Source organism: Variovorax sp. GW821-FHT06D12, assembly GCF_059419205.1.
The window spans coordinates 298855-320194 of the sequence record NZ_JBWKRI010000009.1; the positions used below are offsets into that span (position 1 = coordinate 298855).

At 70.0% G+C, this 21340-nt stretch carries 18 protein-coding genes; all 18 read right to left on the minus strand.

Annotated elements, in window-relative coordinates; genetic code table 11:
* Positions 1–50 precede the first annotated feature (50 nt).
* The 18 genes from AC07SQ_RS26425 to AC07SQ_RS26510 are packed head-to-tail and all read right to left on the minus strand — an operon-like array spanning position 51 to position 21333.
* Positions 51–800, minus strand: coding sequence for an SDR family NAD(P)-dependent oxidoreductase (locus AC07SQ_RS26425; protein ID WP_495271821.1), 750 nt, complete (start codon positions 798–800; stop codon positions 51–53).
* Positions 797–2386 carry an ATP-dependent acyl-CoA ligase gene (locus AC07SQ_RS26430; protein WP_495271822.1) on the minus strand — a complete coding sequence of 530 codons (1590 nt, stop codon included), beginning with the start codon at positions 2384–2386 and terminating at the stop codon, positions 797–799. Before AC07SQ_RS26430 ends, AC07SQ_RS26425 begins: the two co-directional genes overlap by 4 nt.
* Positions 2376–3107 (minus strand): ABC transporter ATP-binding protein, encoded by a 732-nt coding sequence (locus tag AC07SQ_RS26435; protein WP_095950531.1) that lies wholly within the window; start codon positions 3105–3107, stop codon positions 2376–2378. Before AC07SQ_RS26435 ends, AC07SQ_RS26430 begins: the two co-directional genes overlap by 11 nt.
* Positions 3104–4891, minus strand: a complete 1788-nt coding sequence (locus AC07SQ_RS26440; RefSeq protein WP_095746373.1) for a branched-chain amino acid ABC transporter ATP-binding protein/permease — start codon at positions 4889–4891, stop codon at positions 3104–3106. Before AC07SQ_RS26440 ends, AC07SQ_RS26435 begins: the two co-directional genes overlap by 4 nt.
* On the minus strand, positions 4888–5943 hold the full coding sequence (locus tag AC07SQ_RS26445; RefSeq protein WP_070062349.1) for a branched-chain amino acid ABC transporter permease: 1056 nt from the start codon (positions 5941–5943) through the stop codon (positions 4888–4890). Before AC07SQ_RS26445 ends, AC07SQ_RS26440 begins: the two co-directional genes overlap by 4 nt.
* 55 nt (positions 5944–5998) lie before the next feature.
* Positions 5999–7162 carry an ABC transporter substrate-binding protein gene (locus tag AC07SQ_RS26450; protein ID WP_070062348.1) on the minus strand — a complete coding sequence of 388 codons (1164 nt, stop codon included), beginning with the start codon at positions 7160–7162 and terminating at the stop codon, positions 5999–6001.
* A 39-nt stretch (positions 7163–7201) separates the two neighbouring features.
* Entirely contained in the window at positions 7202–7666 is a 465-nt protein-coding gene (locus AC07SQ_RS26455) for an aromatic-ring-hydroxylating dioxygenase subunit beta (RefSeq protein WP_495271823.1), read from the minus strand.
* Positions 7663–8982, minus strand: a complete 1320-nt coding sequence (locus AC07SQ_RS26460; RefSeq protein ID WP_495271824.1) for an aromatic ring-hydroxylating dioxygenase subunit alpha — start codon at positions 8980–8982, stop codon at positions 7663–7665. Before AC07SQ_RS26460 ends, AC07SQ_RS26455 begins: the two co-directional genes overlap by 4 nt.
* 26 nt (positions 8983–9008) lie before the next feature.
* A complete protein-coding gene (locus AC07SQ_RS26465) occupies positions 9009–10151 on the minus strand; it encodes an ABC transporter substrate-binding protein (protein WP_062474995.1) in 1143 nt (380 codons plus the stop codon).
* Between the two features lie 43 nt (positions 10152–10194).
* Entirely contained in the window at positions 10195–12651 is a 2457-nt protein-coding gene (locus AC07SQ_RS26470; RefSeq protein ID WP_495271825.1) for a penicillin acylase family protein, read from the minus strand.
* Positions 12652–12688: 37 nt separating this feature from the next.
* Positions 12689–13855 (minus strand): ABC transporter substrate-binding protein, encoded by a 1167-nt coding sequence (locus AC07SQ_RS26475; protein WP_062474998.1) that lies wholly within the window; start codon positions 13853–13855, stop codon positions 12689–12691.
* Positions 13856–13912: 57 nt separating this feature from the next.
* The gene (locus tag AC07SQ_RS26480) at positions 13913–14647 is read right to left on the minus strand and encodes an SDR family oxidoreductase (protein ID WP_495271826.1); all 735 of its coding nucleotides are present in this window, start codon (positions 14645–14647) and stop codon (positions 13913–13915) included.
* Positions 14644–15456 (minus strand): cyclase family protein, encoded by an 813-nt coding sequence (locus AC07SQ_RS26485; protein ID WP_095950538.1) that lies wholly within the window; start codon positions 15454–15456, stop codon positions 14644–14646. The genes AC07SQ_RS26480 and AC07SQ_RS26485 overlap by 4 nt, the downstream gene beginning before the upstream one ends.
* A 17-nt stretch (positions 15457–15473) precedes the next feature.
* Positions 15474–16727: an SDR family NAD(P)-dependent oxidoreductase gene (locus tag AC07SQ_RS26490; protein ID WP_495271827.1), complete on the minus strand. Its 1254-nt coding sequence runs from the start codon at positions 16725–16727 to the stop codon at positions 15474–15476.
* Positions 16724–17899, minus strand: coding sequence for a thiolase family protein (locus AC07SQ_RS26495; RefSeq protein ID WP_495271828.1), 1176 nt, complete (start codon positions 17897–17899; stop codon positions 16724–16726). The genes AC07SQ_RS26490 and AC07SQ_RS26495 overlap by 4 nt, the downstream gene beginning before the upstream one ends.
* A complete protein-coding gene (locus AC07SQ_RS26500; RefSeq protein WP_495271829.1) occupies positions 17896–19521 on the minus strand; it encodes an AMP-binding protein in 1626 nt (541 codons plus the stop codon). The genes AC07SQ_RS26495 and AC07SQ_RS26500 overlap by 4 nt, the downstream gene beginning before the upstream one ends.
* 10 nt (positions 19522–19531) lie before the next feature.
* Positions 19532–20020: an aromatic-ring-hydroxylating dioxygenase subunit beta gene (locus AC07SQ_RS26505; RefSeq protein ID WP_495271830.1), complete on the minus strand. Its 489-nt coding sequence runs from the start codon at positions 20018–20020 to the stop codon at positions 19532–19534.
* A complete protein-coding gene (locus AC07SQ_RS26510) occupies positions 20020–21333 on the minus strand; it encodes an aromatic ring-hydroxylating dioxygenase subunit alpha (protein WP_495271831.1) in 1314 nt (437 codons plus the stop codon). Before AC07SQ_RS26510 ends, AC07SQ_RS26505 begins: the two co-directional genes overlap by 1 nt.
* Between the last annotated feature and the right edge of the window lie 7 nt (positions 21334–21340).

Below are 21340 nucleotides of genomic sequence, written 5' to 3' on the forward strand. Positions count from 1 at the left end.
TGAATGGTTTAGTTCTGAATCATTTTAGCCATTTGCGCACCAGCAGGGTGCTACCGCATGAAACGGCCGCCGTTGAGGTCCAGCGTCGCCCCGGTCATGAAGGCGGCGGCCGGCGAGGCCAGGTACACGACGGCGGCGGCCACCTCGTCGGCCAGGCCGAAGCGGCCCAGCGGGATGCCCGCCTTCAGCGCCTGCTGCCGCTCGGGCGGCAGCGCAGCGAGCGCGGGACTGTCGATGGCGGCGGGCGCCAGCGCGTTCACGGTCACGCCGTGCGGCGCCAGCTCCTGCGCAAAGGCGCGCGTCAGCGCCAGCAAGCCGGCCTTGCTGGCCGCGTAGTGCACGCCGGTGGCGCTGCTGACCTGCTGCCCCGCCAGCGAGGCCAGGTTGACGATGCGGCCCGCGCTACGTTCGCGCATGTGCCTTCCGGCGATGCGGCAGCCGAAGAAGCTGCCGCGCAGGTTGATGGCGAGCACGTCGTCCCACTCGGCGGGCGTGATGTCCCACAGCGAGGTGGTCGGCGTGCGCGCCGCGTTGTTGACCAGGATGTCGACCGCGCCGAAGTGCGCCACGGCCTGCGCGAAGCGGTCGTTGAAGGCCTGCTCGTCGCGCACGTCGAGCGGCAGCGCGAGGCCGTTCACTTCTGCGGCGACGGCCTGGGCGTTGGCTTCGTCGATGTCGGCCACCGCCACGCGCGCACCGGCCTGCGCCAGGGCACGCGCGATGGCCGCGCCCAGCCCCTGCCCCGCGCCGGTCACGAAGGCCACGCGCCCTGCCAGTGGAAGCGCGGTGGCGTGCGTCATCCGGCTTTGGCGGGCCGACCGTCCCAGGTCTGCGGCCCCACGCCGCGCTCGCGCAGCTTGAACTTCTGCACCTTGCCGTTCTCGGTGCGCGGCAGGTCGGGCAGGAGGTCGATGTAGCGCGGCACCGCGAAGTACGGCAGGCGGCCTTCACAGAAACGCGCCAGCTCGGCCGGGTCGATGGCCACGCCCTCGCGCGCCACCAGCGCGGCCATCACCTCGTCTTCGGCCAGTTCGGAGCGCACGGGGTACACCGCGCACGAGGCCACGCCGGGGTGGCTCAGCAGCACCTGCTCGACCTCGAAGGACGAGATGTTCTCGCCGCGCCGGCGGATCGCGTCCTTGATGCGGTCGACAAAGCGGAACGCGCCGTCGGCATCGCGCACCACGCGGTCGCCGGTGTGGAACCACAGGTTGCGCCAGGCCTCGACGGTCTTCTCAGGCATGTGGAAATAGCCGCTGGCAAAGGCATAGGGCTCGTCGGCGCGCAGCAGCAGTTCGCCGGCCTCGCCGGGTGGCAGCGGCACGTCGTCTTCGTCGGCCACGCAGGCCTGGAAGCCGGGGCGCAGCCAGCCCATGACGCCGCCGCGCGGCGAATCGGGCGCGGAGGCGATCGCGAAGTTGGTTTCGGTCGAGCCGTAGCCTTCGAGCAGCGACACGCCCGTGCGCGCCTGGAAGGCCTGCCCCGCGGCCGCGGGCACGCCGGGGCCGAGGCCGGTACGCACGCGGTGGTCGCGCTCGCCCTCGCCTTCGGGCTGGGCCAGCAGGATCGGCACCATCGCACCGAGCAGGTAGACCACGGTCGCGCCGTTGGCACGCATCGCCGGCCAGAAGCCCGAGGCGGAGAAGCGCGACTCGAACACCACCTCGGCCCCGGTGAGCGCGGCCTGCGCGAAGGTGTTGAGCGCGTTGATGTGGAACAGCGGCAGCGTGGTGCACAGCACGTCGTCGCGGCCCACGCCAAGCACCTCGGCGCTGTTCACGCCCCACCAGAAGTACTGCGCCTGCGGGCAGATGACGCCCTTGGCCGGGCCCGTGGTGCCCGAGGTGTAGAGGATGGCGAGCGGGTCGCCCGGCTGCACCGTGGCGGGCGGCAGGGCCTGCGCGCCCGGCGGGTAGGCCGACACGCGCACGCCGGCGGGCGGCGTCCATGGTGCTTCGGGCTCGCCGACCACCCACACCTCGCGCAGCGCCGTGCGGGCCAGGTCGGCCGTGGCCAGCCGATCGAGAAAGCCCGCCTCGATCACCAGCAGCTTCGCCTCGCTGTTCGCGAGGAAGTATTCGATCTGCGGTCCCATCGACGCGGTGTTGACCGGCACGACCGACGCACCGAGCCAGCCCGCGCCGAGAAAAGTGTCGAGGAACTCGATGCGGTTACCGCACATCACCGCGATGCGGTCGCCGCGCGCCACGCCATGCTGGGCCAATGCACCAGCGCGCGTGGCCGCCGCATCGGCCGCGTCGGCATGCGTCCATTGCCGGCCCGCGATGCGCAGCAGCGGTCGGCTGCCGAACAGCGCCGCCTGCCGCTGCAGCATGGCGGGCAGCGTGCGCTGCGCCGGCGGCACCGCGCGCGGGTCACTCGTCATCGTGCGTGCCTCCGCCGAGGTAGGTGGCCTGCACGCGCGGGTCGCTGGCGAGGTCACCGGAAGCACCCGACAGCGCGATCTCGCCGGTCTCCAGCACATAGCCTTCGTCCGAGCTTTCGAGCGCGGCGCGCGCGTTCTGCTCCACCAGCAGGATCGACACGCCGTCGTCGCGCAGCTTGCGCACGATGGTGAGGATGTCGCGCACGATCAGCGGCGCCAGGCCCAGGCTGGGCTCGTCGAGCATCAAGAGGCGCGGCGCCGACATGAGCGCGCGGCCCACGGCCAGCATCTGCCGCTCGCCGCCCGAGAGCGTGTCGGCGCGTTGCGCGCGGCGCTCGGCCAGGCGCGGGAAGCGGTCGTACACCGACTGCAGCTGCCGCTTCATCGCGTCGCCGCGCAGCCGCTTGGCGTAGGCGCCGAGCTGCAGGTTGTCGAGCACGGTGAGCTCGCCGAACAGTTCGCGCCGCTCGGGCACGAGGCACAGCCCGCGCTCCACGCGCGACTCCACGTCGAGCCCCTGCAGGTCTTCGCCTTCGAAGCGCAGCGTGCCCTTGCACGGCAGCAGGCCCATGGCCGCGGCCAGCAGCGTGGTCTTGCCCGCGCCGTTGGGGCCGATCACCGAGATGATCTGGCCTCGCTGCACGTCGAGCGACACGCCGCGCACGGCCTCCACCTGCCCGTACGACACATGCAGGTCGCCAATCTCCAGCATCGCGGTCATACGACGCTCCCGAGGTACGCGGCCTGCACACGCTCGTCGGCGCGCACCGCCGACGGCACGCCCTCCACGAGCTTGGAGCCGAAGTTCATCACCACCAAACGGTCCACCAGTTTCATCACGAAGTCCATGTCGTGTTCGACGATCAGGATGGTCACGCCCTCCTCGCGCAGCTTGCGCAGCAGGTCGCCCAAGGCCATCTTTTCCTTGCGGCGCAGGCCGGCCGCGGGCTCGTCGAGCACCAGCAGCACGGGGTCGGCGGCCAGCGCGCGCGCAATCTCCAGGATGCGCTGCGTGCCCAGCGGCAGGCTGCCCGCGAGTTCGTGTGCGCGGTCGCCCAGGCCGATGCGGTCGAGCTGGCGCTGCGCCTCCTGCAGGATCTGGCTTTCTTCCGTGCGGTCCAGCCGCAGGCCCGCCTTCAGGATGCCCGAGCGCGTGCGCGAGTGCGCGCCCAGCGCCACGTTGTCCAGCAGGCTCATGTGCGGGCGCAGCTTCACGTGCTGGAAGGTGCGCGCCAGCCCGAGCCGCGCCACCGCGCGCTGCGGCATGCCGGCGATGTCGTGCTCGAGAAAGCGCACCTGGCCCGCGCTCATCGGCAGCGTGCAGGTCAGCAGGTTGAACATGGTCGACTTGCCCGCGCCGTTGGGCCCGATGAGGCCGATGATCTCGCCCGCCTTGACGTCGAAGCTCACGTCGTTCACCGCCACCAGCCCGCCGAAGCGCTTCACGGCGCCGTTGACCGACAGCACCTGCGTGCCGCGCGCCGGCAGCTGCCGGTGCGGCAGCGGCTCGACCGGCGCGCCGGTGTAGCGCGAGGCGCCCTGCGGCGCGGCGCGCCGGCGCGTCCAGCGCCGCAGCAGGCCCATCACGCCGCCGCGCGCAAAGTGCAGCAGCAGGATGAACAGCGCCGCGAAGGCCACGGCCTCCAGCTGGCCCGCGCGCTGCGTGAGCATCGGCAGTACGTCCTGCAGGCCGTTCTTCAGCACCAGCACCAGCGCCGCGCCCACCAGCGCGCCCGCCAGCTGCCCGAGCCCGCCGGCCACGGCCATCAGCAGGTACTCGATGCTGGCGCGCACGTCGAAGGGCGACGGGCTCACGAAGCGGTTCATGTGCGCATAGAGCCAGCCCGCCAGCCCCGCGAACAGCGCCGCCGTGACGAACAGCGACAGCCGCACGCGGTACGCATCCGCCCCCACGCTGGCCAGCAGCGTGGCGCCGCCGCGCAGCCCACGGATGGCGCGCCCGGGCCGCGACTGCAGCAGGTTGTGGCTGAACAGGCAGGCCAGACCGACCACCACCCAGATCAGGTAGTACATCGCGCGCGGATCGGCCAGCGACCAGCCGCCGATCTGCAGCGCCGGGATGTTCGACAGGCCCGTGTGGCGCCCGAGCGCATCGACGTTGCCGAACAGCATCGCGATCGACAGTCCCCAGGCGATGGTGCTCAGCGGCAGGAAGTGCCCGCCCAGCCGCAAGGTGAGCATGCCGATCGCCAGCGCCGACAGCCCGGTGAGCAGCAGCGCGAACAGCAACCCCAGCCACGGCGACAGGCCCTGCGCGGTGGTGAGCCACGCGGTGGCGTAGGCCGCAATGCCCACGAAAGCCGCCTGGCCGAACGAGGTGGCGCCGCCCACGCCGGTGAGCAGCACGAGGCCCAGCGCCACCAGCGCGCCGATGCCGATGTCGTTGAGCAGCGAGACCGTGAAGCTGCCCGCCACGGCCGGCACCAGGGCCAGCACGACGATCACGCCCGCGATCCACGCCATGCGTTTGGTGTTGCCGTTCATTGGTCCACCTCGTCTTCTTCCTCTTCCGAATGGGCCGCCATGAAGGAGCGCAGCATGAGCACCGGGATCAGCAGGCTGAACACGATCACGTCTTTCAGCGCGCCGCTCCAGAACGACGCGAAGCTCTCGACCACGCCGACCGCCAGCGCGCCGATGGCCGTCATCGGGTAGCTCACGAGCCCGCCGATGATCGCGGCCACGAAGGCCTTCAGGCCGATGATGAAACCCGAGTCGTAGTACATGGTGGTCACCGGCGCGATCAGCACGCCGATGAGCCCCGCCAGCAGCGAGGCGCAGCCGTAGGCCAGCAGCGCCGTGCGCACCGGCCGGATGCCGACCAGCCGCGCGCCCACGCGGTTCACGGCCGTGGCGCGCAGCGCCTTGCCGGCCACCGTGCGCTCGAACACCAGGAAGAACAGCCCGCTCAGCACCACGGCCGCCCCCACCATCAGCACCACCTGGCCGCTGACCGTGAAGCCGTCGCCCAGCGTGAACACCGCGCTCGTGAGCGGCGTGGTGCGCGAACCTTCAGGCCCGAAGAACAGCAGGCCCAGGCCCGAGAGCAGAAAGTGCAGCGCCAGCGACACGATCAGCAGCACCAACACCGAGGCATCGGCGATCGGCTGGAACACCACGCGCGCCAGCAGCGGCGCGATGGGCACCACCAGCAGCACCGCCACCGCGATGTGCACCGCCACCGGCACGCCGGGCCGCGCCGCCAGCCAGGCGAGCACGCACGGAATGGCCGGCAGCACGCCCCACATCAGCACCGCCTTCGGTATGCGCGCGGCCTCGCCGCGCCGCAGCAGGCTGCCGATTTCGGTGGCCAGCGCCAGCGCGGCCAGCACCGCGACCATGCCGATGGTCGGCGGCACGCGGCCGGTTTCGAAGGCCGCCAGCGACAGCGCGGCAAAGGCCGCGATGTCACCGAACGGCACGAACACCACCCGCGTGACCGAGAAGATCAGCACCAGCCCGAGCCCGGCCAGCAGATAGACGGCACCGTTGGCCAGGCCGTCGGTGACGAGGATCAATGCCACGTCCCAGTTCATAGAAAAACCTCTGTCGGAGTCATCGTTGTCGTTGTCGTGAAGGGAAACAGGAGATTCAAGGGGCGAGCTTCCATTGGCCGTTGTCGAGCTTGACGATCACGCGCGCGCGCTCGTCCACGCCGTACAGGCTGCCGGGCTTGAAGGTGTAGACGCCGTGCGTGCCGACCACTTCCTTGGTGCTGAAGATGGCGTCGCGCAGCGCCACGCGGAACTCGGGCGTGCCCGGCTCGGCCTTCTTCATGGCGCGCGAGGCGGCGTCGGCGAACACCAGCCAGCCGTCGAACGAGTAGGCCGAGAAGGCGTCGCTGGTGGGTGCGTTGTTGACCTTCTGGAACACGGCGCGGAAGTCGGTCGCGATCTTCTTGGTCGGGTAGTCGGCCGGCAGCTGCTCGGCGACGATCACCGGGCCCGTGGGCATCAGCGCGTTCTGGCCGGCCGCGCCGACCACGCGCACGAAGTCGGGGTTGATCAGGCCGTGCTGGCCGTACACGCCGCCCTTGAAGCCGCGCTCCTGCAGCGCCAGGAACGGCAGCGCGCCCGGCGTGCCGGCGCCGCCGGTCATCACCGCGTCGGGGCGCAGCGCCACGATCTTCAGCACCTGGCCCGTCACCGAGGCGTCGGCGCGCGCGTAGCGCTCGTTGCTCACGACCTTGATGCCGGCGCCCGGCGCGGCCTTCATGAGGGCTTCGTACACCAGGTCGCCCCAGGCGTCGGAAAAGCCGATGTAGCCCACGGTCTTGACGTTGTTGCGCTTCATGCGCTCGACCACCGCGTCGATCATCAGTTGCGTGGGCTGCGCCACCGTCATGACCCACGGGTTCTCGTTGGGGTCGAGCAGGATGGGCGTGAGGCCGATCATCGGCGTCTTCGCCTCCTTGCCCACCTGCGCCATCGCGATGGCCGACGGCACGCCCGAGGTGCCCATGAGCACGTCGACCTTTTCGTCCTCGATGAGCTTGCGCGCGTTGCGCCCGGCCGTGGTCGGGTCGGAGCCGTCGTCCAGCACCACGAGCTGGATCTTGCGGCCGTTGACCTCGCCCTTGTAGGCCAGCGCGGCCTGCATGCCCTTGGCGTACGGCACGCCCAGCGAGGAGTTGGGGCCCGACAGCGACACGCTGAGTCCGACCTTGAGGTCGGCCGCCAGTGCGCTCGCCACACCACAGGCGGTCAGCGCCGCGGCGAGGGCACCGCGCGTCAAGGTCTGCATCAGGTTCTTCATGTCGTAGCTCCAGTGAGGAAGGATGGAAGGAACGGAAACTCAGATGAACAACTGAATGGCCGGCAAGGGGCGCGCGGCATTGAGCAGGTCGATGCGCTTCTCGCGGATCGACCAGCCTGTGGGGGTGCGAATGAGGTGATGGCGGGCGGTGCCGCTCAGCAGCAGCTGGTCGTCGCCGCGCGCCTCGATGTAGAGAAAGGGCGTGCGCAGGTGAACTTCGTCGGCGCCCTCTTCCTCGATGCGCGAGGGCTGCAGCACATGCTGGCTGTGGCTGGCCGGGTGCTGCGAATGCGCGCGCGGGTTCTTCAGGCGCTCCACGCGCAGCTGCAGCAGCAGCCGGTCTTCGTAGGCCAGCGAGTTGTGCGAGAACGGATCGGCCTGCGCCGCGCCGAGCAGCGGCACCCAGTAGTGGCCGCCGTCGGCGAACAGGGCCAGCCAGTCGTCGAAGCGGCGCGCGTCGAGCAGGGCCGCCTCGTGGGCGATGAAGTCGCGCGGGTCGTTCATGCCGCCACCTCCGGCGTCATGGCCCGGGCCCAGGCACGGAACTGGTTGCGCATGAGCAGCTCGTTGGTGCCGTTGGTGGTCACCGTGGCCTGCTGCGTCTCGGCCGGGTCGTGGTTGCGGTGCAGGCTGATCCACTCGTTGCCGCCGGCACGCAGGCCCTTCTGGATGCTCTCGAACAGGTGCACATCGTCGTGCGCCACCACCGACATCGGCGAGAACACGAGCCGGTTGTAGCTCATGGCGCGCTCGAACAAGAGCGCGGGCGCACCGGCCGCGCGGAAGCTCCAGGCCTCGATGAGCGTGCGGTTGGCCGCCAGCGGACGGATCACGCGGATGGCCTGCGGCGAGCCCTTGACCGACAGGCTCGGGTACAGCACCGAGTTCTGCGGCGAGCGCTGCAGGATGTCGGCGGCACGCTCTACGCCGTGCGCGGCCTGCATCGCGGCCTCGTACTCGGGCAGCTGCGCGTAGTTGGAATGGATGCTGAAGTTCACGCCCAGCACGCTGTGGCCGTTGGCGAACACGCGCCCGCCCATCTGGTCGAAGAACTCGTAGCCCGAGCCGAAGGGCAATATCTGCTCCATCGCCATCGGCTTGGGGTCGGTGGGCGCATGCCCTTCCCACAGCGCCTCGGCGGCCTTGGTGGCCGACTCGTGCGTCGACATCGGGTGCACCGTGTCGTTGATGTTCTCCAGGTACATCTTCCAGTTGCAATGGACGATGTTGCGCAGCACGCCGCCGCCCACGGTGAGCCTGCCCTCGGGCGAGCGGTCGACCATGTTGTCGAGCGCGCCGAGCACCTCGCCGAAATAGTCCTCGAACGAGGGGCCGGTGTCGGACAGGCGCACGAACACGAAGTCGCGGTACACCTTCACGTGCTTCACCACCGACAGCCCCTGCCCCGACTCGCAGGCCTTGAGCTGCGTGCCCTCGTAGCCGTTCTTCAGCGGCAGGCCCAGCGGCGCGCCGTCCAGCTTGTAGGTCCACGCGTGGTACGGGCAGCGAAAGAAGCGGCCGGTGTTGCCGCTCTCGTCGGTCACCAGCTGCGTGCCCTTGTGGGCGCAGCGGTTGTACATGACGTGCACCGCGCCGTCGGGCTGGCGCACCATGAGCAGCGGGCGGCCCGCGATCTCCTGCGTGACGAAATCGCCCGCCGCCGGCACCTGGCTGGCATGGCCCAGGAAGACCCAGGTGTTCGCGAACAGGCGCTCCTGCTCCAGCGCGAACAGCTCGTCGCTCAGGTACAGGTCGCGGTGCACCCGGTCGTCGCGGACCAGCGCCGCGACGAGATCGGGGCGGTTGCGGTAGGCGGTCATGGCGGTGGGCTTCGGCTAGGCCGGGGTCAGGGAACGAGCTTCCACTGGCCCTTGTTCATCTGCACGATGACCACGCCGCGCTGGTCCGAGCCGTAGCGGTCGTCGGGCTTGAAGGTGTAGATGCCGTGCGTGCCCACCAGCTCCTTCGTGCCCACGATGGCATCGCGCAGCGCCGTGCGGTACTGCGGCGTGCCGGGCTCGCCCTTGGTGCGCGAGGCCGCGTCGGCCAGCAGCAGGTAGGCGTCGTAGGTGTACGACGAAAACGCATCGGTGGGCACCGCGCCGTTCGCCTTCTGGTACGCAGCACGAAAGCCCATCGCGACCTTCTTGATGGGGTTGCTCTCGGGCAGCTGGTCGGCCACCAGCACCGGGCCGCTGGGCACCTGCAGGCCGTCGATGGCCGTACCGCCCACGCGCACGAAGTCGGCATTGATGAGGCCGTGCGTGCCGTAGATCTTGCCCTTGTAGCCGCGCTCGGCCAGTGCCAGGTAGGGCAGCGCGCCCGGCGTGCCGGAGTTGCCGGCGAACACCGCGTCGGGCCGCGCCGCGACGATCTTCAGGATCTGCCCGGCCACCGACGAATCGCTGCGCGCATAGCGCTCGTTCGCCACCACCTTGATGCCGGCGGTGGCGGCGCTCTTCACGAGCGAGTCGTAGGCCAGGTCGCCCAGCGCGTCGGAGAAGCCGATGAAGGCCACCGTCTTCACGCCCGACTTCTGCATGCGCTCGACCACGCCCGCCACCATGAGCGGGAACGGCTGCGACACGGTGACGGTCCATGCGCCGTCCGCGCCCGGAATGGTCACGGGCGTGGGCGAGATGAGCGGCGTGTTGAGCTCGCGCGCCACCGAGGCGATGGCCATCGCGCCCGGCACGCCCGAGGTGCCGATGAGCACGTCGACCTTGTCTTCGGTCACCAGCTTGCGCGCGTTGCGCCCGGCGGTGGTCGGGTCGGAGGCGTCGTCGAGCACGATGAGCTGCACCTTGCGCCCGCCGATCTCGGGCCGCTCGGCGATGGCCGCGCGGATGCCCTTCTCGTAGGGCACACCCAGCGCCGCGACCGGCCCCGAGAGCGAGCTGATGAAGCCGATCTTGAGGTCTGCCGCCGCCGCACCGACGGCGGTGAAGGCGGCCAGCAGCGCGAGGCCAAGGCGGGAGATTTTCTTCATGGGAGCTTCCTCTTCGGGGGTTGGAATGGGGACGAGGGACGGGTCAGTAGCGCAGGGTGCGGCGCGATTCGAGGTCGGCATCGACCTGCGCGGGCGTGAGCCGCTCCGGCTTGCATTCGAAGCGCTCGAACAGCGCCAGCTGGTCGGCGTAGTGGCGGTCGCGCACACCGGCCGGGCTCACGAAGCCGCTCTGCCCCGGCGCGGCGACCGAGCACATGTCGAGCGCGCCCGGGCGCAGCACGACGCGGTAGTTGAGCGTGCCGCGGTTCATGTAGGGGCTGACCTCGGGCTCGTCGCCCGCGCCGGCCCATGGCACGCCGATGGCGTTGATGCGCGAGAAGCGGTGCCGCACCACGGGCGTGGTCCACGCGGCCATGTCGGGCCCGAGGCGCGTGCGCAGCTCGCCCACCGCATCGGTCAGCGCGGCGCGCACCATCGTGCGCGGGTCTTGCCCGTTGAAGAAGTCGTGGCGCTGCGGCACACCCGAGGCCGGGCCGCTCAGCGCGTTCCACAGCAGCTTGGCCACGGCCGCGGGCTGGGCGCTGCCCGGCGAGCCGCGCGGCGTGAGCGTGGGGTAGCCGAGGTTGGCGTAGGTGGCGAACACGGCCGGCGGCAGGTCGTCGGCCAGCAGGCGCCGCGACATCGCGCCCAGCCACGCGCGCAGCACGGTGGTGGCGCGGTTGTCGTACACCTCGCCGCCCGGGGCGACGCGGTTCTTCAGGTCCCAGTTGGCGAGCAGGTCGGCCGCGCGGCGCGCGGGGTCGCCGGCCGGCAGGCCTTTGGCCGCGTCGACGATGAGGGGCACGAAGTAGCGCGCGTTCAGGTCGGCCAAAGCCGCGCCCTGGCTCACGCGCCAGACCTCGTCGGCGCCCAGCTTCGCCGTGCCCTGCAGCTGCGCATGGATTTCGGCGACACGGTCGACGTGCGAGAAGTTCGCGCCGTCCGCGCGCAGGCCTTCGGCGATCTGGTTGTTCCAGCTCGCGAGGTAGCCCTGCGCGGGGTTGTAGGCGCGCGGGTTGGCGCTGAACGGCAGGTTGCCCTGCCACTCCATGCTGCCGTCGCCGCGCGCGGGAAAGCGGATGTCCTGCGTGGCCGGGCGGCGCGGCATGCGGCCCAGGCCGACGGCGCCGATGTTGCCCGCCACGTCGGCGTAGAACCAGGTGATGGACGCCGCCACACGCTCGCCCTGCGCGAGAAAGCCCGACCAGTCGCGCGCCCGCGCGGCACGCGCCCAGCCGAGCATGGTCTCGACCTCGCGGCCCTGCCAGGTGCTGCGCGCGGTGTAGGCGCGGGCGTTGTCCACGTCCCAGCTCTGCACGAAGCCGTGCACCGTGGCGTAGATGTCCACGCTCTGCGGCGCGGCGCCCTTCACGCGGATGACGTCGGTGCGCCGGGTCATCGGGCGGTAGGCGCCGTCGTACTTGTATTCGTGGCGGTTGGCCGGGTTCAGTTCTTCCTGGTAGATGTCGTTGGTGTCGAGCGACCCCACCGTCGAGCCCCAGGCGATGGTGCCGTTGGTGCCGAACAGCACGGGCAGCAGGCCGATGGGCGTGAGGCCCGTGAGGTCGTAGCCCGCGCCGTGCAAGCCGATGCCGTGCACGAACGACGGGTTGTTGAAGCCCTGCTGCGGGCCGTTGTACAGGACGGCCACGCCTTCCTTGGTGCGCGAAGGGCCGAGCACCCAGGCGTTGCTGGCGGTCGGCATGCCTTCGGTGGCGGCCAGGCCCATGCGGGCGACCTGCGTGGCGCGGAAGTCGGCGGCGGCCTGCGCGGAGACCGGCGCGAGCGCGGCGTCGCCGGGCTCGGCGCTCGCCAGCCGGTTCGGGTTGCCGCGCGGCACGATGGTCGGCGCGGTCGGGTCTTCGAGCCAGCGCAGCTGCTCGTACAGCTGCAGGCCGGCCACGTCGCCGCGCGCGGCCTTGAGCTGGTTGAGCAGCGAGAGGTTGGCGACCTCGGCGGTGCCCGCGAAGAAGCGGTTGAGGATCAGGCCGATCCAGACCATGGCCACGTCGTCCGCGGTCCAGGGCGCGGGCTCGAAGCCGTTGTCGATGAACTCGCGCGGCATGAGCTTGGCGCGGTCGGCCAGCACGTCGCGGATGCGCGCGTTGACGCCCGCGGCGTAGCCTTCGAACATGGCGCGGTCGTCCGCATTCAGCGCATCGATCTGGCGGCGGATCGACACCGGATCGATGTTGGAGCGCGTGGCCTTGTCGGTCGCGACGAACTCGGCCCCCAGCACCTCGGCCACGCTGCCGTTGCCCGAGCGCCGCGCCATCTCCAGCTGGTAGAGCCGGTCTTCGGCGACGGCATAGCCGAAGCCGTGGAACAGGCCGCGCGTGTCGCTGGCGTAGACGTGCGGCACGCCGTAGCGGTCGCGCTTGATGGTGACCTCGCCGCTGCCGCCCGGGGCGGTCGCGGCGCAGCCGGCCAGCAGCGCGGCGGCGACCAGCACGGTGCCGGTCGCGCGCCGGCGGCGCAGGGAACGAAGAAGCGGGTGCATGGGGTGGGCGGCGTTCATCGGATCGACGCGAGGGCGTTCAGGGCACCAGCTTCCACTGGCCCTTCTCGAGCTTTACGACAACGCGCGAACGGTCGTCCGAGCCGTAGCGCTCGGTCGGCTTGAAGTTGTAGACGCTGTGCGTGCCCACCAGCTCCTTGGTGCTCACGATGGCATCGCGCAGCGCCAGGCGGAACTGCGGCGTGCCGGGCTCGGCCTTGGTGGCCAGCGCGCGCTGGGCGGCGTCCAGGTACACCAGCCATGCATCGAAGGTGTAGGCCGAGAAGGCGTCGGTCGGCGGTGCGCCGTTGGCCTTCTGGTAGGCCGCGCGGAAGTCCATCGACACCTTGCGGATCGGGTTGTCGTTGGGCAGCTGCTCGGCCACGATCACCGGACCGGTGGGGGCCAGCAGGCCTTCGACCGACGCACCGCCCACGCGCACGAAGTCGGGGTTGATGAGCGCGTGCATGCCGTAGATCTGGCCCTTGTAGCCGCGCTCCGAAAGCGCGAGGTACGGCAGCGCACCGGGCGTGCCCGAGGTGCCGGTGATCACCGCGTCGGGGCGCAGCGCCACGATCTTGAGCACCTGCCCGGTCACCGAGGCATCGCCGCGCGCATAGCGCTCGTTCGACACGATCTTGATGCCGGCCGGCTCGGCGCTCTTTTGCAGCGCGCCGTACACCAGGTCGCCCCAGGCGTCGGAGAAGCCGATGTAGCCCACCGTCTTCACGCCCGACTTCTTCATGCGCTCGACCACCGCGCTCACCATGAGCGGTGCGGGCTGCGGCAGCGTGACCATCCACGCGCCCTCCTCGCCCGGCAGATTGGCGTTGGCGATGGAGATCAGCGGCGTCTTGGTTTCACGCGCCACGCCGGCAATGGCCAGCGCGCCGGGCGAACCGGCCGTGCCGATGATGACGTCGACCTTGTCCTCGTCGATCATCTTGCGTGCGTTGCGCGCGGCCGTGGTGGGGTCGGACGCGTCATCGAGCTGCACCAGCTGGATCTTGCGGCCACCCAGGTCGGCCTTGTAGGCGAGCGCGGCCTTCATGCCCTTTTCGTACGGAATGCCCAGCGACGACACCGGCCCCGACAGCGAGGTGATGAAGCCGACCTTGAGATCGGCGGCCCACGCGCTGGCGGCGCTCAGCGCGCCGAGGCCCGCGGCGACGGCCGCGAGGGTGCGAATTCGGTTCAGGACTTTCATGGCGATGCTCCAGAGGTGATGTTTTTGAACGGAACGAAACGGACGCTGAAATGAAAACTAGAGGGCGAGGCTGCCGACGCTGGTGCCGCCGCACACGTACAGCACCTGGCCGGTGACGAAGCTGTTCTCGGGTGCGGCGAAGAAACGCACGGCGCGTGCCACGTCGGCCGATTCGCCCAGGCGCTTGACGGGCACCGAAGCCGCGAGCGCGCGCTCCTTCTCGCTGCCGGCCTCGACCACGTCGTAGAACATGTCGGTGCGGATCGGGCCCGGCGCCACCACGTTCACCGTGATGCCGTCTGCGGCAAGTTCGAGCGCCCAGGTGCGCGCCATGCCCAGCATGCCGGCCTTGGTGGCCGAGTAGCTCGTGCGCGTGGCCAGGCCCAGCGCGGCGCGCGACGACAGCAGCACCACGCGGCCGAAGCGCTGCGCACGCATCGCGGGCAGCGCGCCCTGCACGAGCTGGATGGCACAGCCCAGGTGCAGGTCGACCAGCGCATCGAGGTCGTCGAGCTTCACGTCGGGCAGCAGCGCGGCGCGGATCACGCCGGCGTTGTGGACGATCGTGGTCGGTGCGAAGCCCTCGACCAGTTCGCGCACGGCCTGGCCGGTGGCGGCGCGGTCGGCCAGGTCGACCTCGAGGCTGTGCATCTTGGGGTGATCGATCTCGGCCTTGCGGCGCGCGAGCGAGACCACCTCGTAGCCTTGCGCGAGCAGGTCTTCGCAGATGGCCTTGCCGATGCCGGCGCTGCCGCCGGTGACGGCCGCGACCTTGGGGGCGGCGGCGCTCATGCCGTGGCTCCCACCAGGGCCAGCACGCGCAGCGGGCTGCCGCTGCCCTTCTCGATCTTCAGCGGCGGGCAGATCAGCACCGCGCCCGACGCTGGCAGCAGGTCGAGGTTGCTCAGGCACTGCAGGCCGTAGCGGCCCGCGCCGTGCATGTAGTAGTGGCAGGGGTAGGGCGGGCGCAGGTGGTAGCCCTGCCCGGCGTCGGTGCCGATGGCTTCGGAACCGAAGCCCAGCACGTCGCGCTGTTCGACCAGGAAGCGCACGGCCTCGGTGCTCGGGCCGGGCGTGTGCTGGCCGGTCTCGTCGAAGTTCTGGTACGCCTCGGGGTCGGTGCGCTTGGACCAGTCGGTGCGCATGAGCACCCACGCGCCCTTGGGGATGCGGCCGTGCGCGGCCTCGTAGGCCTCGATGTCTTCGAGCGTCAGCAGGTAGTCGGGGTCGTCCTTCACCTGCGGCGAGCAGTCGATCACGCAGGCCGGCGCCACGAAGTGCTGCACGGGAATGGTGTCGACCGAGTTGTTCGGCAGGTCGCGGCCCGAGATCCAGTGGATCGGCGCGTCGAAGTGCGTGCCGGTGTGCTCGCCGCACGAGAAGTTGTTCCAGTACCAGCCCGGGCCGCGCTCGTCGTACTTGGACACCTCCTCGATGCGGAAGGGCCAGCACTGGCCCATCTCGGGCGGCAGCGCGATCTGCGGGAACTCGGGCGTGAGCGTCTGCGTGAGGTCGATCACGCGGATGCGGCCGCTGGCCATGGCGGTCACGAGGCTGCCGAGGACTTCGGCGGCGGACATCAGTTCGGTTGTCGTGGTCATTCGTGTGGCTCCTGTTCTCAGCCGCCAGCGGCCAGTTCGCGTTCGAGCACCTTCGGGTTGTCGCGCCAGCGCTCCAGCCACTCCTGCGCCACGTCGCCCGGGTACACGTCTTCCACGCCGTCGCGCAGCGCCTTCACGATGGCGTTGGCCAGCGCGGTGGATGCCAGCTTGGGCGGCGGCGTGTGCTGGTTCCATTCGTCGTCGATGGGGCCGGGGAACACGTTGATCACGCGGATGCCAGCGGGCCGCATCTCGGCGCGCAGGCACTGCGCGAGCGAATGCGCCGCGGCCTTCGAGGCGCTGAAGGTGCCGTGCGGCGGGAAGTTGCTCAGCGCGTAGATCGACAGCAGGTTGACCCACGCCGTCGCGCCCGTGGCGCCGTCGGCCGAGCGGCCCTTGAGCGCGGGGCCGAACTCCTGCGCCAGGCGCAGCAGGCCGAAGTAGTTGATGTCCATCTCGGCCTTGGCCACGTCGGTGCCGCGGCGCGCACCGATGCCGAAGGTGCGGTGCACCTCGGCGTTGTTGATCACGATGTCGACCTTGCCGCCGATGGAGCCGGCCAGCTCGGTCACCTGGCGGCCGTTGGTGAGGTCCAGCGGCACGAGCGTGACCTGCGGCAGCGCCGAGATGTCGTCGAGCCCGTCGCCCATCTTCTTCCACGGTTCGGCATGGCCGACCCAGACGATGTCGGCGCCGGCCTTCACCAGCGCACGCACGAGGGCCTGGCCCGTCTCGGTCTTGCCGTCGGTCACCAGCACCTTGCGGAACTTGGGGTCGCTGGTCATTTCGCGCAGCATCTTGTCGTCGGCCATGTGGGGACTCCCTTCAGTCGGAAAAGCAATGAGGACGGCCTGGCCGGCGCGGTCGAGCCGGGCGCCGACGCGCACGCGCGTGGGCGCATCGCCGACCTCGCCGTGCAGGTGGACCATGAGCGTGGGGCCGGCATCCAGGTGCACCAGGCCCAGCCGCCAGGGCAGCCGCTCGCGAAAGAACAGGTCGTTGCTGTGGTGCAGCGTGGTGCTGCCGAGCAGCGCGCCCTCGCCGCTCTGCTGGCGCCAGCGCAACGCCGACGACAGGCACTTGTGGCAGACCTCGCGCGGCGGGTACTGCACCGTGCCGCAGTCTTCGCAGGTCTGCAGCTCGAAGCGGCCTTCGGCGGCGGCGGCCGTGAGGCCGAGCGCGACACGGCCGCGCGCGCCGGGCGGCAGGTTCATCTGCCGGGTGCGCAGCACCGGGTTCTTGCGCGGGGGGCGCATCATCGGCATGGTCATGCGGGTCTCCCGAGGATGACGGCGCCTGTGCAGAGGCAGCGGTCATAGGTCACCATGCCGAAACCGGCGACGAGGCCCAGCTGGGCATTGGGCACGGCGCGCGCGCCGGCCTGGTCGGTCAACTGGCGAATTGCCTCGACCACGCCGAGGAAGCCACCCGCCGCACCGGCCTGCCCGGCCGAGAGCTGGCCGCCGCTGGTGTTGTTCGGAAAGCTGCCGTCGAAGGTCATGGTGTTGGCCTGCACGAAGGCCGAGCCCTCGCCCTTCTCGCAGAAGCCCAGGTCTTCGAACTGCATCATCACGATGACGGGGTAGTCGTCGTAGGTCTGCACGAAGTCGAGCGCGGCGGGCTGCACACCGGCCTGCGCGTAGAGGTCGTCGCGGTCCTTGCGCCAGCCGCCCTGCACCATCACCGGGTCTTCGGCGTAGGCGTTGTGGCGCTCGATGGCGCCGCGGATGACGACGTGCGCCAGGCCCAGGTCGCGCGCACGCTCCTCGCTCATCACGAGGAAGGCGTCGGCGCCGGCGCAGGGCATCACGCAGTCGAACAGGTGGATCGGGTCGGAGATCGGCCGCGCGGCCATGTACTCGTCGAGCGTGAGGCCCTTCTTGAACATGGCGTTGGGGTTGCCCAGCGCGTTGGTGCGCTGGTCCACGCAGATGCGGCCGAAGTCTTCGCGCGTGGCGCCGTAGGTGCGCATGTAGTTGGCGGTGATGAACGCGAAGATCGAGTTCGGGCCGCCCGAGCCGTAGGGGTAGCTGGCGTCGCGCGCGAAGTTGCTGAAGCTGCCCAGCGTCTGGCGAAAGGAGTCGACGTGGTTGGTGTCGGCGCCCACGCAGGCGACGATGTCGGCATCGCCCGCCTGCACCGCACGCGCGGCGCGGCGCAGGCACATCACGCCCGAGGCGCCGCCGGTGGGCATGTGGTCGAGCCAGCGCGGCGACAGGCCCAGGTGCTGCGTGACGCCCACGGCCGTGTCGGGTGCGAGCGAGAAGCTGCTCAGGCACAGGCCGTCGATCTGCTCCTTGGCCACGCCGCTGGCCTGCACCAGCGCGTCGATGGCCTGGCCGACGAACCAGTGCGCGGTGCGCGTGGAGTAGCGCACGTAGGGCACGGTGACGGGCACCGCGACCGCGACGCCTTCGTAGGAAAGCCGGTTGCGTTTCGTCATGCCTGCCTCTTCTTCATGGAGCGCGTGTCGATGCAATGGCCCTGGCCCGGCAGCGACTGCGCCATCTCGCGCAGCTGGCCGCGCTGGATCTTCTGCGAAGGCGTGAGCGGCAGCGCGTCGACGAAGGCCACGTAGCCGGGCGCCTTGTAGTACGCCAGCTGCGCGAGCGCATGCTGGACGATGCTGGCCGCGACCGCTTCGCGCTGCGACGCATCGCTGCCGTCGCGCAGCACGATGCAAGCGAGCACCTCGTCGCCGCGCACCGCATCGGGCGTGGCGGCCACGGCCGAGGTCTTCACGGCCGGGTGCTGGTTGAGCACGCTCTCGACCTCGACGGCCGAGATGTTCTCGCCGCTGCGGCGGATCACGTTCTTCTTGCGATCGACGAAGAAGAAGTTGCCGTCGGCATCGCGGCGCACGAGGTCTCCGGTGTGGAACCAGCCGTCGGCCCAGGCTTCGCGCGTGGCTTCTTCGTCCTTCAGGTAGCCGGAGAAGAAGTAGCGGCGCGGGTCGGCGCCGGCCGAGCGCACCAGCAGTTCGCCGGGCATGTCGGTGCCCACGTCGCTGCCGTCCTCGCCCATGAGGCGGATCTCGACGAAGTCTTCCTGCCGACCGAAGCAGCTGGTGCCCACGAGGCGCGGCTCGCGGTTGGCCATGATGCAGGCGGCCGCGCCGGTCTCGGTCATGGCCCAGGCCTCGACCAGCGGGAAGCCGAAGCGCTCCTCGAAGGGCGCGTGGTTCTTGCGGTCGACGCCGGCGCCGAAGCCCCAGCGGATCGCGTGGTCGCGGTCGGCCGCCGACGCGGGGGCCGACAGCAGCATCGCGGGCATCACGCCCAGGTAGTGAACGATGGTCGCGCCGCTCTCCTTCGCGCTGGCGAGCCAGCTCTTCGGATGAAATCGGTCGAGCTGCACGAGGCAACCGCCGGCCACGAGCACCACCATGGTCGAGAACGCCATCGCGTTCATGTGGTTGAGCGGCAGCGGCGTGATGACGCGTTCGGCATCGGGGCGGATGCTGCACACGCCGTCCAGCGCGGCATACCACTCGCCGGCGCGCAGGAAGTACGCGTTGCTCAGGATGCAGCCCTTGGGCCGGCCCGTGGTGCCCGAGGTGTAGAGCAGGCCGCATTCGGTGTCGGTGCCCACGGGCTCACCGGCGCGCGGCGCGGCGGTCTTCGCGGGCGGCACGGCATCGTCGGGGCCCATGGTCTCGAAGGCCACACCGGCCTGCGCGGCGGCGGCCTGCAGGTCGGCGGCGCGCTCGGGCAGCGTGACGGCCAGGCCGATCTCGCTGTGGCCGATGAGGTAGACCAGCTCGGCCGAGCGCATCTCGGCATTGATCGGCACCACGCTCGCGCCCAACGCGTTCAGCGCGAGCCAGTGGAAGATGAAGGCGGGCCGGTTCTCCAGCAGCAGGCCGACGCGGTGGCCGTGGCCGTAGCCGGCCCGTGCGTAGGCGGCGCGCAGCCGTTCGATCTGCGCGGCGGCTTCGCCCCAGCGGATGGCGCCGGCAGCGATGCCGTAGGCTGCGGCGGTCACCGATTCGGTGAAGAGGAATTCGGCCTGCGGGGTGCGCGCGGCCGTGGCGGCGAACACCTGGTGGACGGTGGCGTGGGTCATCGCGTCCCTGTCAGATGAAGAGCTGCACGGCCGGAAGCGCCGCGTCGCAGTTGAGCAGGTCGACGCGCTTGAGCGTCATGCGCAGCGCGCCGTCCTGCACCGTGAGGTGATGGAAGAAGGTGCCGACGTAGAACTGCAGCTCGTCGCCCTGCGACTCGGTGTAGTGGAACTCGGTGCGCACCACGAAGCGCTGGGCCTCGGTGTCAAAGGTCTCGACCACGGGCACCTGCAGCAGGTGGTGGCAGCGGCTTTGCGGCTGCTGCGAAAAGGCACGCGGGCTCTTCAGGCGCTCGATGCGCAGCTCGCGCAGCAGCTTGTCTTCGTACAGGTGCGAGGTGTGGTTGAGGCCGTCTTCCTGGTCGGGCACGAGCGGAATCCAGTAGAACGCGTCGTCGGTGAAGAGCGCGTTCCATTCCTCGTAGCGACGGGTGTCGAGCAGGCGCGCTTCGTTGACGACGAAGTCGACGAGGTCCTGGCGGGTGATATTGACGGCGGCCATTACATCGTCTCCGTCATGCGCTGCACCCAGCTGCGGTACTGGTTGCGCATGGGCAGCTCGTTGGTGCCGCCCGTGGTGATCTCGCCGCCCTTCAACTCCGATTCGTCGTAGTCGCGGTGCAGGCTCACCCACTCGTTGCCGCTGGCGTGCAGGCCGGCCTGCATGCCGCGGTAGGCCTGCAGGTCGTCGTGGCCCACCACCGAGAACGGCGAGTTGATGAGGCGGTTGTACATGGTGGTGCGCTGCAGCAGCTCGGGCGGCGCGCCCTTGAGGCGGAAGGTCCAGCTCTCGATGAGGGTCTTGTCGGCCGAGATGGGCTTGACCACGCGGATCGCCTGGATCGCGCCCTTGATCGTGAGGTTCGGGTAATACACGGTGTTGTGCCGCGCCATGCCCAGGATCTGCGCCGTCTTCTCTTCGCCGTAGCGCGCCTTCATGGCGTCGTCGTATTCGGGGATCGCCTTGTACTTGCTGTGGATGCTGAAGTGCACGCCCGTGAAGCTGTGGCCGTGGTCATACGTGCGGATGCCCATGTCCTCGAAGAACTTGTAGTCGGACATGAAGGGCACGAACTGCTCCACGGCCATGGGCTTGGGCTCGTCTTCCGGCTTGTCGGCCCACATGCGCTTGGCGGTGCCGGCCGACGACTCGTGCGCCACCATCGGGTGCATGGTGTCGTTGAGGTTCTCGACGAACATCTTCCAGTTGCACTGGTGCATGAAGCGCAGGCAACCGCCGGCAATTTCGAGTTCGCCCTCGGGCGAGCGGTCGGCCATGTTGTCGATGGAACTCAGCGAGTCGCCGAAGTACTCGTCGAAGTCGGGGCCCGCGTCGTTGATCTTCACGAAGATGAAGCCGCGGTGGCTGCGCACGTGCTTCACGGGGGTGAGGCCCTTGCCGGATTCGCATTCGTGGAGTTGCGTGTTTTCGTAGCCCGTCTTCAGTGGAATGGCCAGCGGCGCGCCGTCGGTCTTGAAGGTCCAGGCGTGGTACGGGCAGCGAAAGAACTTGCCGGTGTTGCCGCAGGGCCCGTTCACCAGGCGCGAGCCCTTGTGGGCGCAGCGGTTCATCATGACGCGCACACTGCCGTCGCTGTGGCGCACGACGATCAGCGGGCGGCCCGCGATCTCGTTGGTGATCCAGTCGCCCGACTTCGGCAGCTGGCTCTCGTGGCCGACGTAGTTCCAGGTGTTGGCGAAGAAGTGCTCCTGCTCCAGCTCGAAAAGCTCCTGGCTGGTGTACAGGTCGCGGTGCACGCGGTCGTTCTGCACGAGCGCGCGAACGGCATCGGGGTTGTCTCGGTACGAAGGCATGGTTCTC

Bases quoted from the DNA above. Each gene is read 5' to 3' on its own strand.
- AC07SQ_RS26465 (WP_062474995.1), bottom strand. From the start codon at position 10,151: ATGAAGAAAATCTCCCGCCTTGGCCTCGCGCTGCTGGCCGCCTTCACC.
- AC07SQ_RS26450 (WP_070062348.1), bottom strand. From the start codon at position 7,162: ATGAAGAACCTGATGCAGACCTTGACGCGCGGTGCCCTCGCCGCGGCG.
- AC07SQ_RS26485 (WP_095950538.1), bottom strand. From the start codon at position 15,456: ATGACCACGACAACCGAACTGATGTCCGCCGCCGAAGTCCTCGGCAGC.
- AC07SQ_RS26475 (WP_062474998.1), bottom strand. From the start codon at position 13,855: ATGAAAGTCCTGAACCGAATTCGCACCCTCGCGGCCGTCGCCGCGGGC.
- AC07SQ_RS26455 (WP_495271823.1), bottom strand. From the start codon at position 7,666: ATGAACGACCCGCGCGACTTCATCGCCCACGAGGCGGCCCTGCTCGAC.
- AC07SQ_RS26495 (WP_495271828.1), bottom strand. From the start codon at position 17,899: ATGACGAAACGCAACCGGCTTTCCTACGAAGGCGTCGCGGTCGCGGTG.
- AC07SQ_RS26445 (WP_070062349.1), bottom strand. From the start codon at position 5,943: ATGAACTGGGACGTGGCATTGATCCTCGTCACCGACGGCCTGGCCAAC.
- AC07SQ_RS26500 (WP_495271829.1), bottom strand. From the start codon at position 19,521: ATGACCCACGCCACCGTCCACCAGGTGTTCGCCGCCACGGCCGCGCGC.
- AC07SQ_RS26440 (WP_095746373.1), bottom strand. From the start codon at position 4,891: ATGAACGGCAACACCAAACGCATGGCGTGGATCGCGGGCGTGATCGTC.
- AC07SQ_RS26460 (WP_495271824.1), bottom strand. From the start codon at position 8,982: ATGACCGCCTACCGCAACCGCCCCGATCTCGTCGCGGCGCTGGTCCGC.
- AC07SQ_RS26470 (WP_495271825.1), bottom strand. From the start codon at position 12,651: ATGCACCCGCTTCTTCGTTCCCTGCGCCGCCGGCGCGCGACCGGCACC.
- AC07SQ_RS26510 (WP_495271831.1), bottom strand. From the start codon at position 21,333: ATGCCTTCGTACCGAGACAACCCCGATGCCGTTCGCGCGCTCGTGCAG.
- AC07SQ_RS26425 (WP_495271821.1), bottom strand. From the start codon at position 800: ATGACGCACGCCACCGCGCTTCCACTGGCAGGGCGCGTGGCCTTCGTG.
- AC07SQ_RS26430 (WP_495271822.1), bottom strand. From the start codon at position 2,386: ATGACGAGTGACCCGCGCGCGGTGCCGCCGGCGCAGCGCACGCTGCCC.
- AC07SQ_RS26435 (WP_095950531.1), bottom strand. From the start codon at position 3,107: ATGACCGCGATGCTGGAGATTGGCGACCTGCATGTGTCGTACGGGCAG.
- AC07SQ_RS26490 (WP_495271827.1), bottom strand. From the start codon at position 16,727: ATGACCATGCCGATGATGCGCCCCCCGCGCAAGAACCCGGTGCTGCGC.
- AC07SQ_RS26505 (WP_495271830.1), bottom strand. From the start codon at position 20,020: ATGGCCGCCGTCAATATCACCCGCCAGGACCTCGTCGACTTCGTCGTC.
- AC07SQ_RS26480 (WP_495271826.1), bottom strand. From the start codon at position 14,647: ATGAGCGCCGCCGCCCCCAAGGTCGCGGCCGTCACCGGCGGCAGCGCC.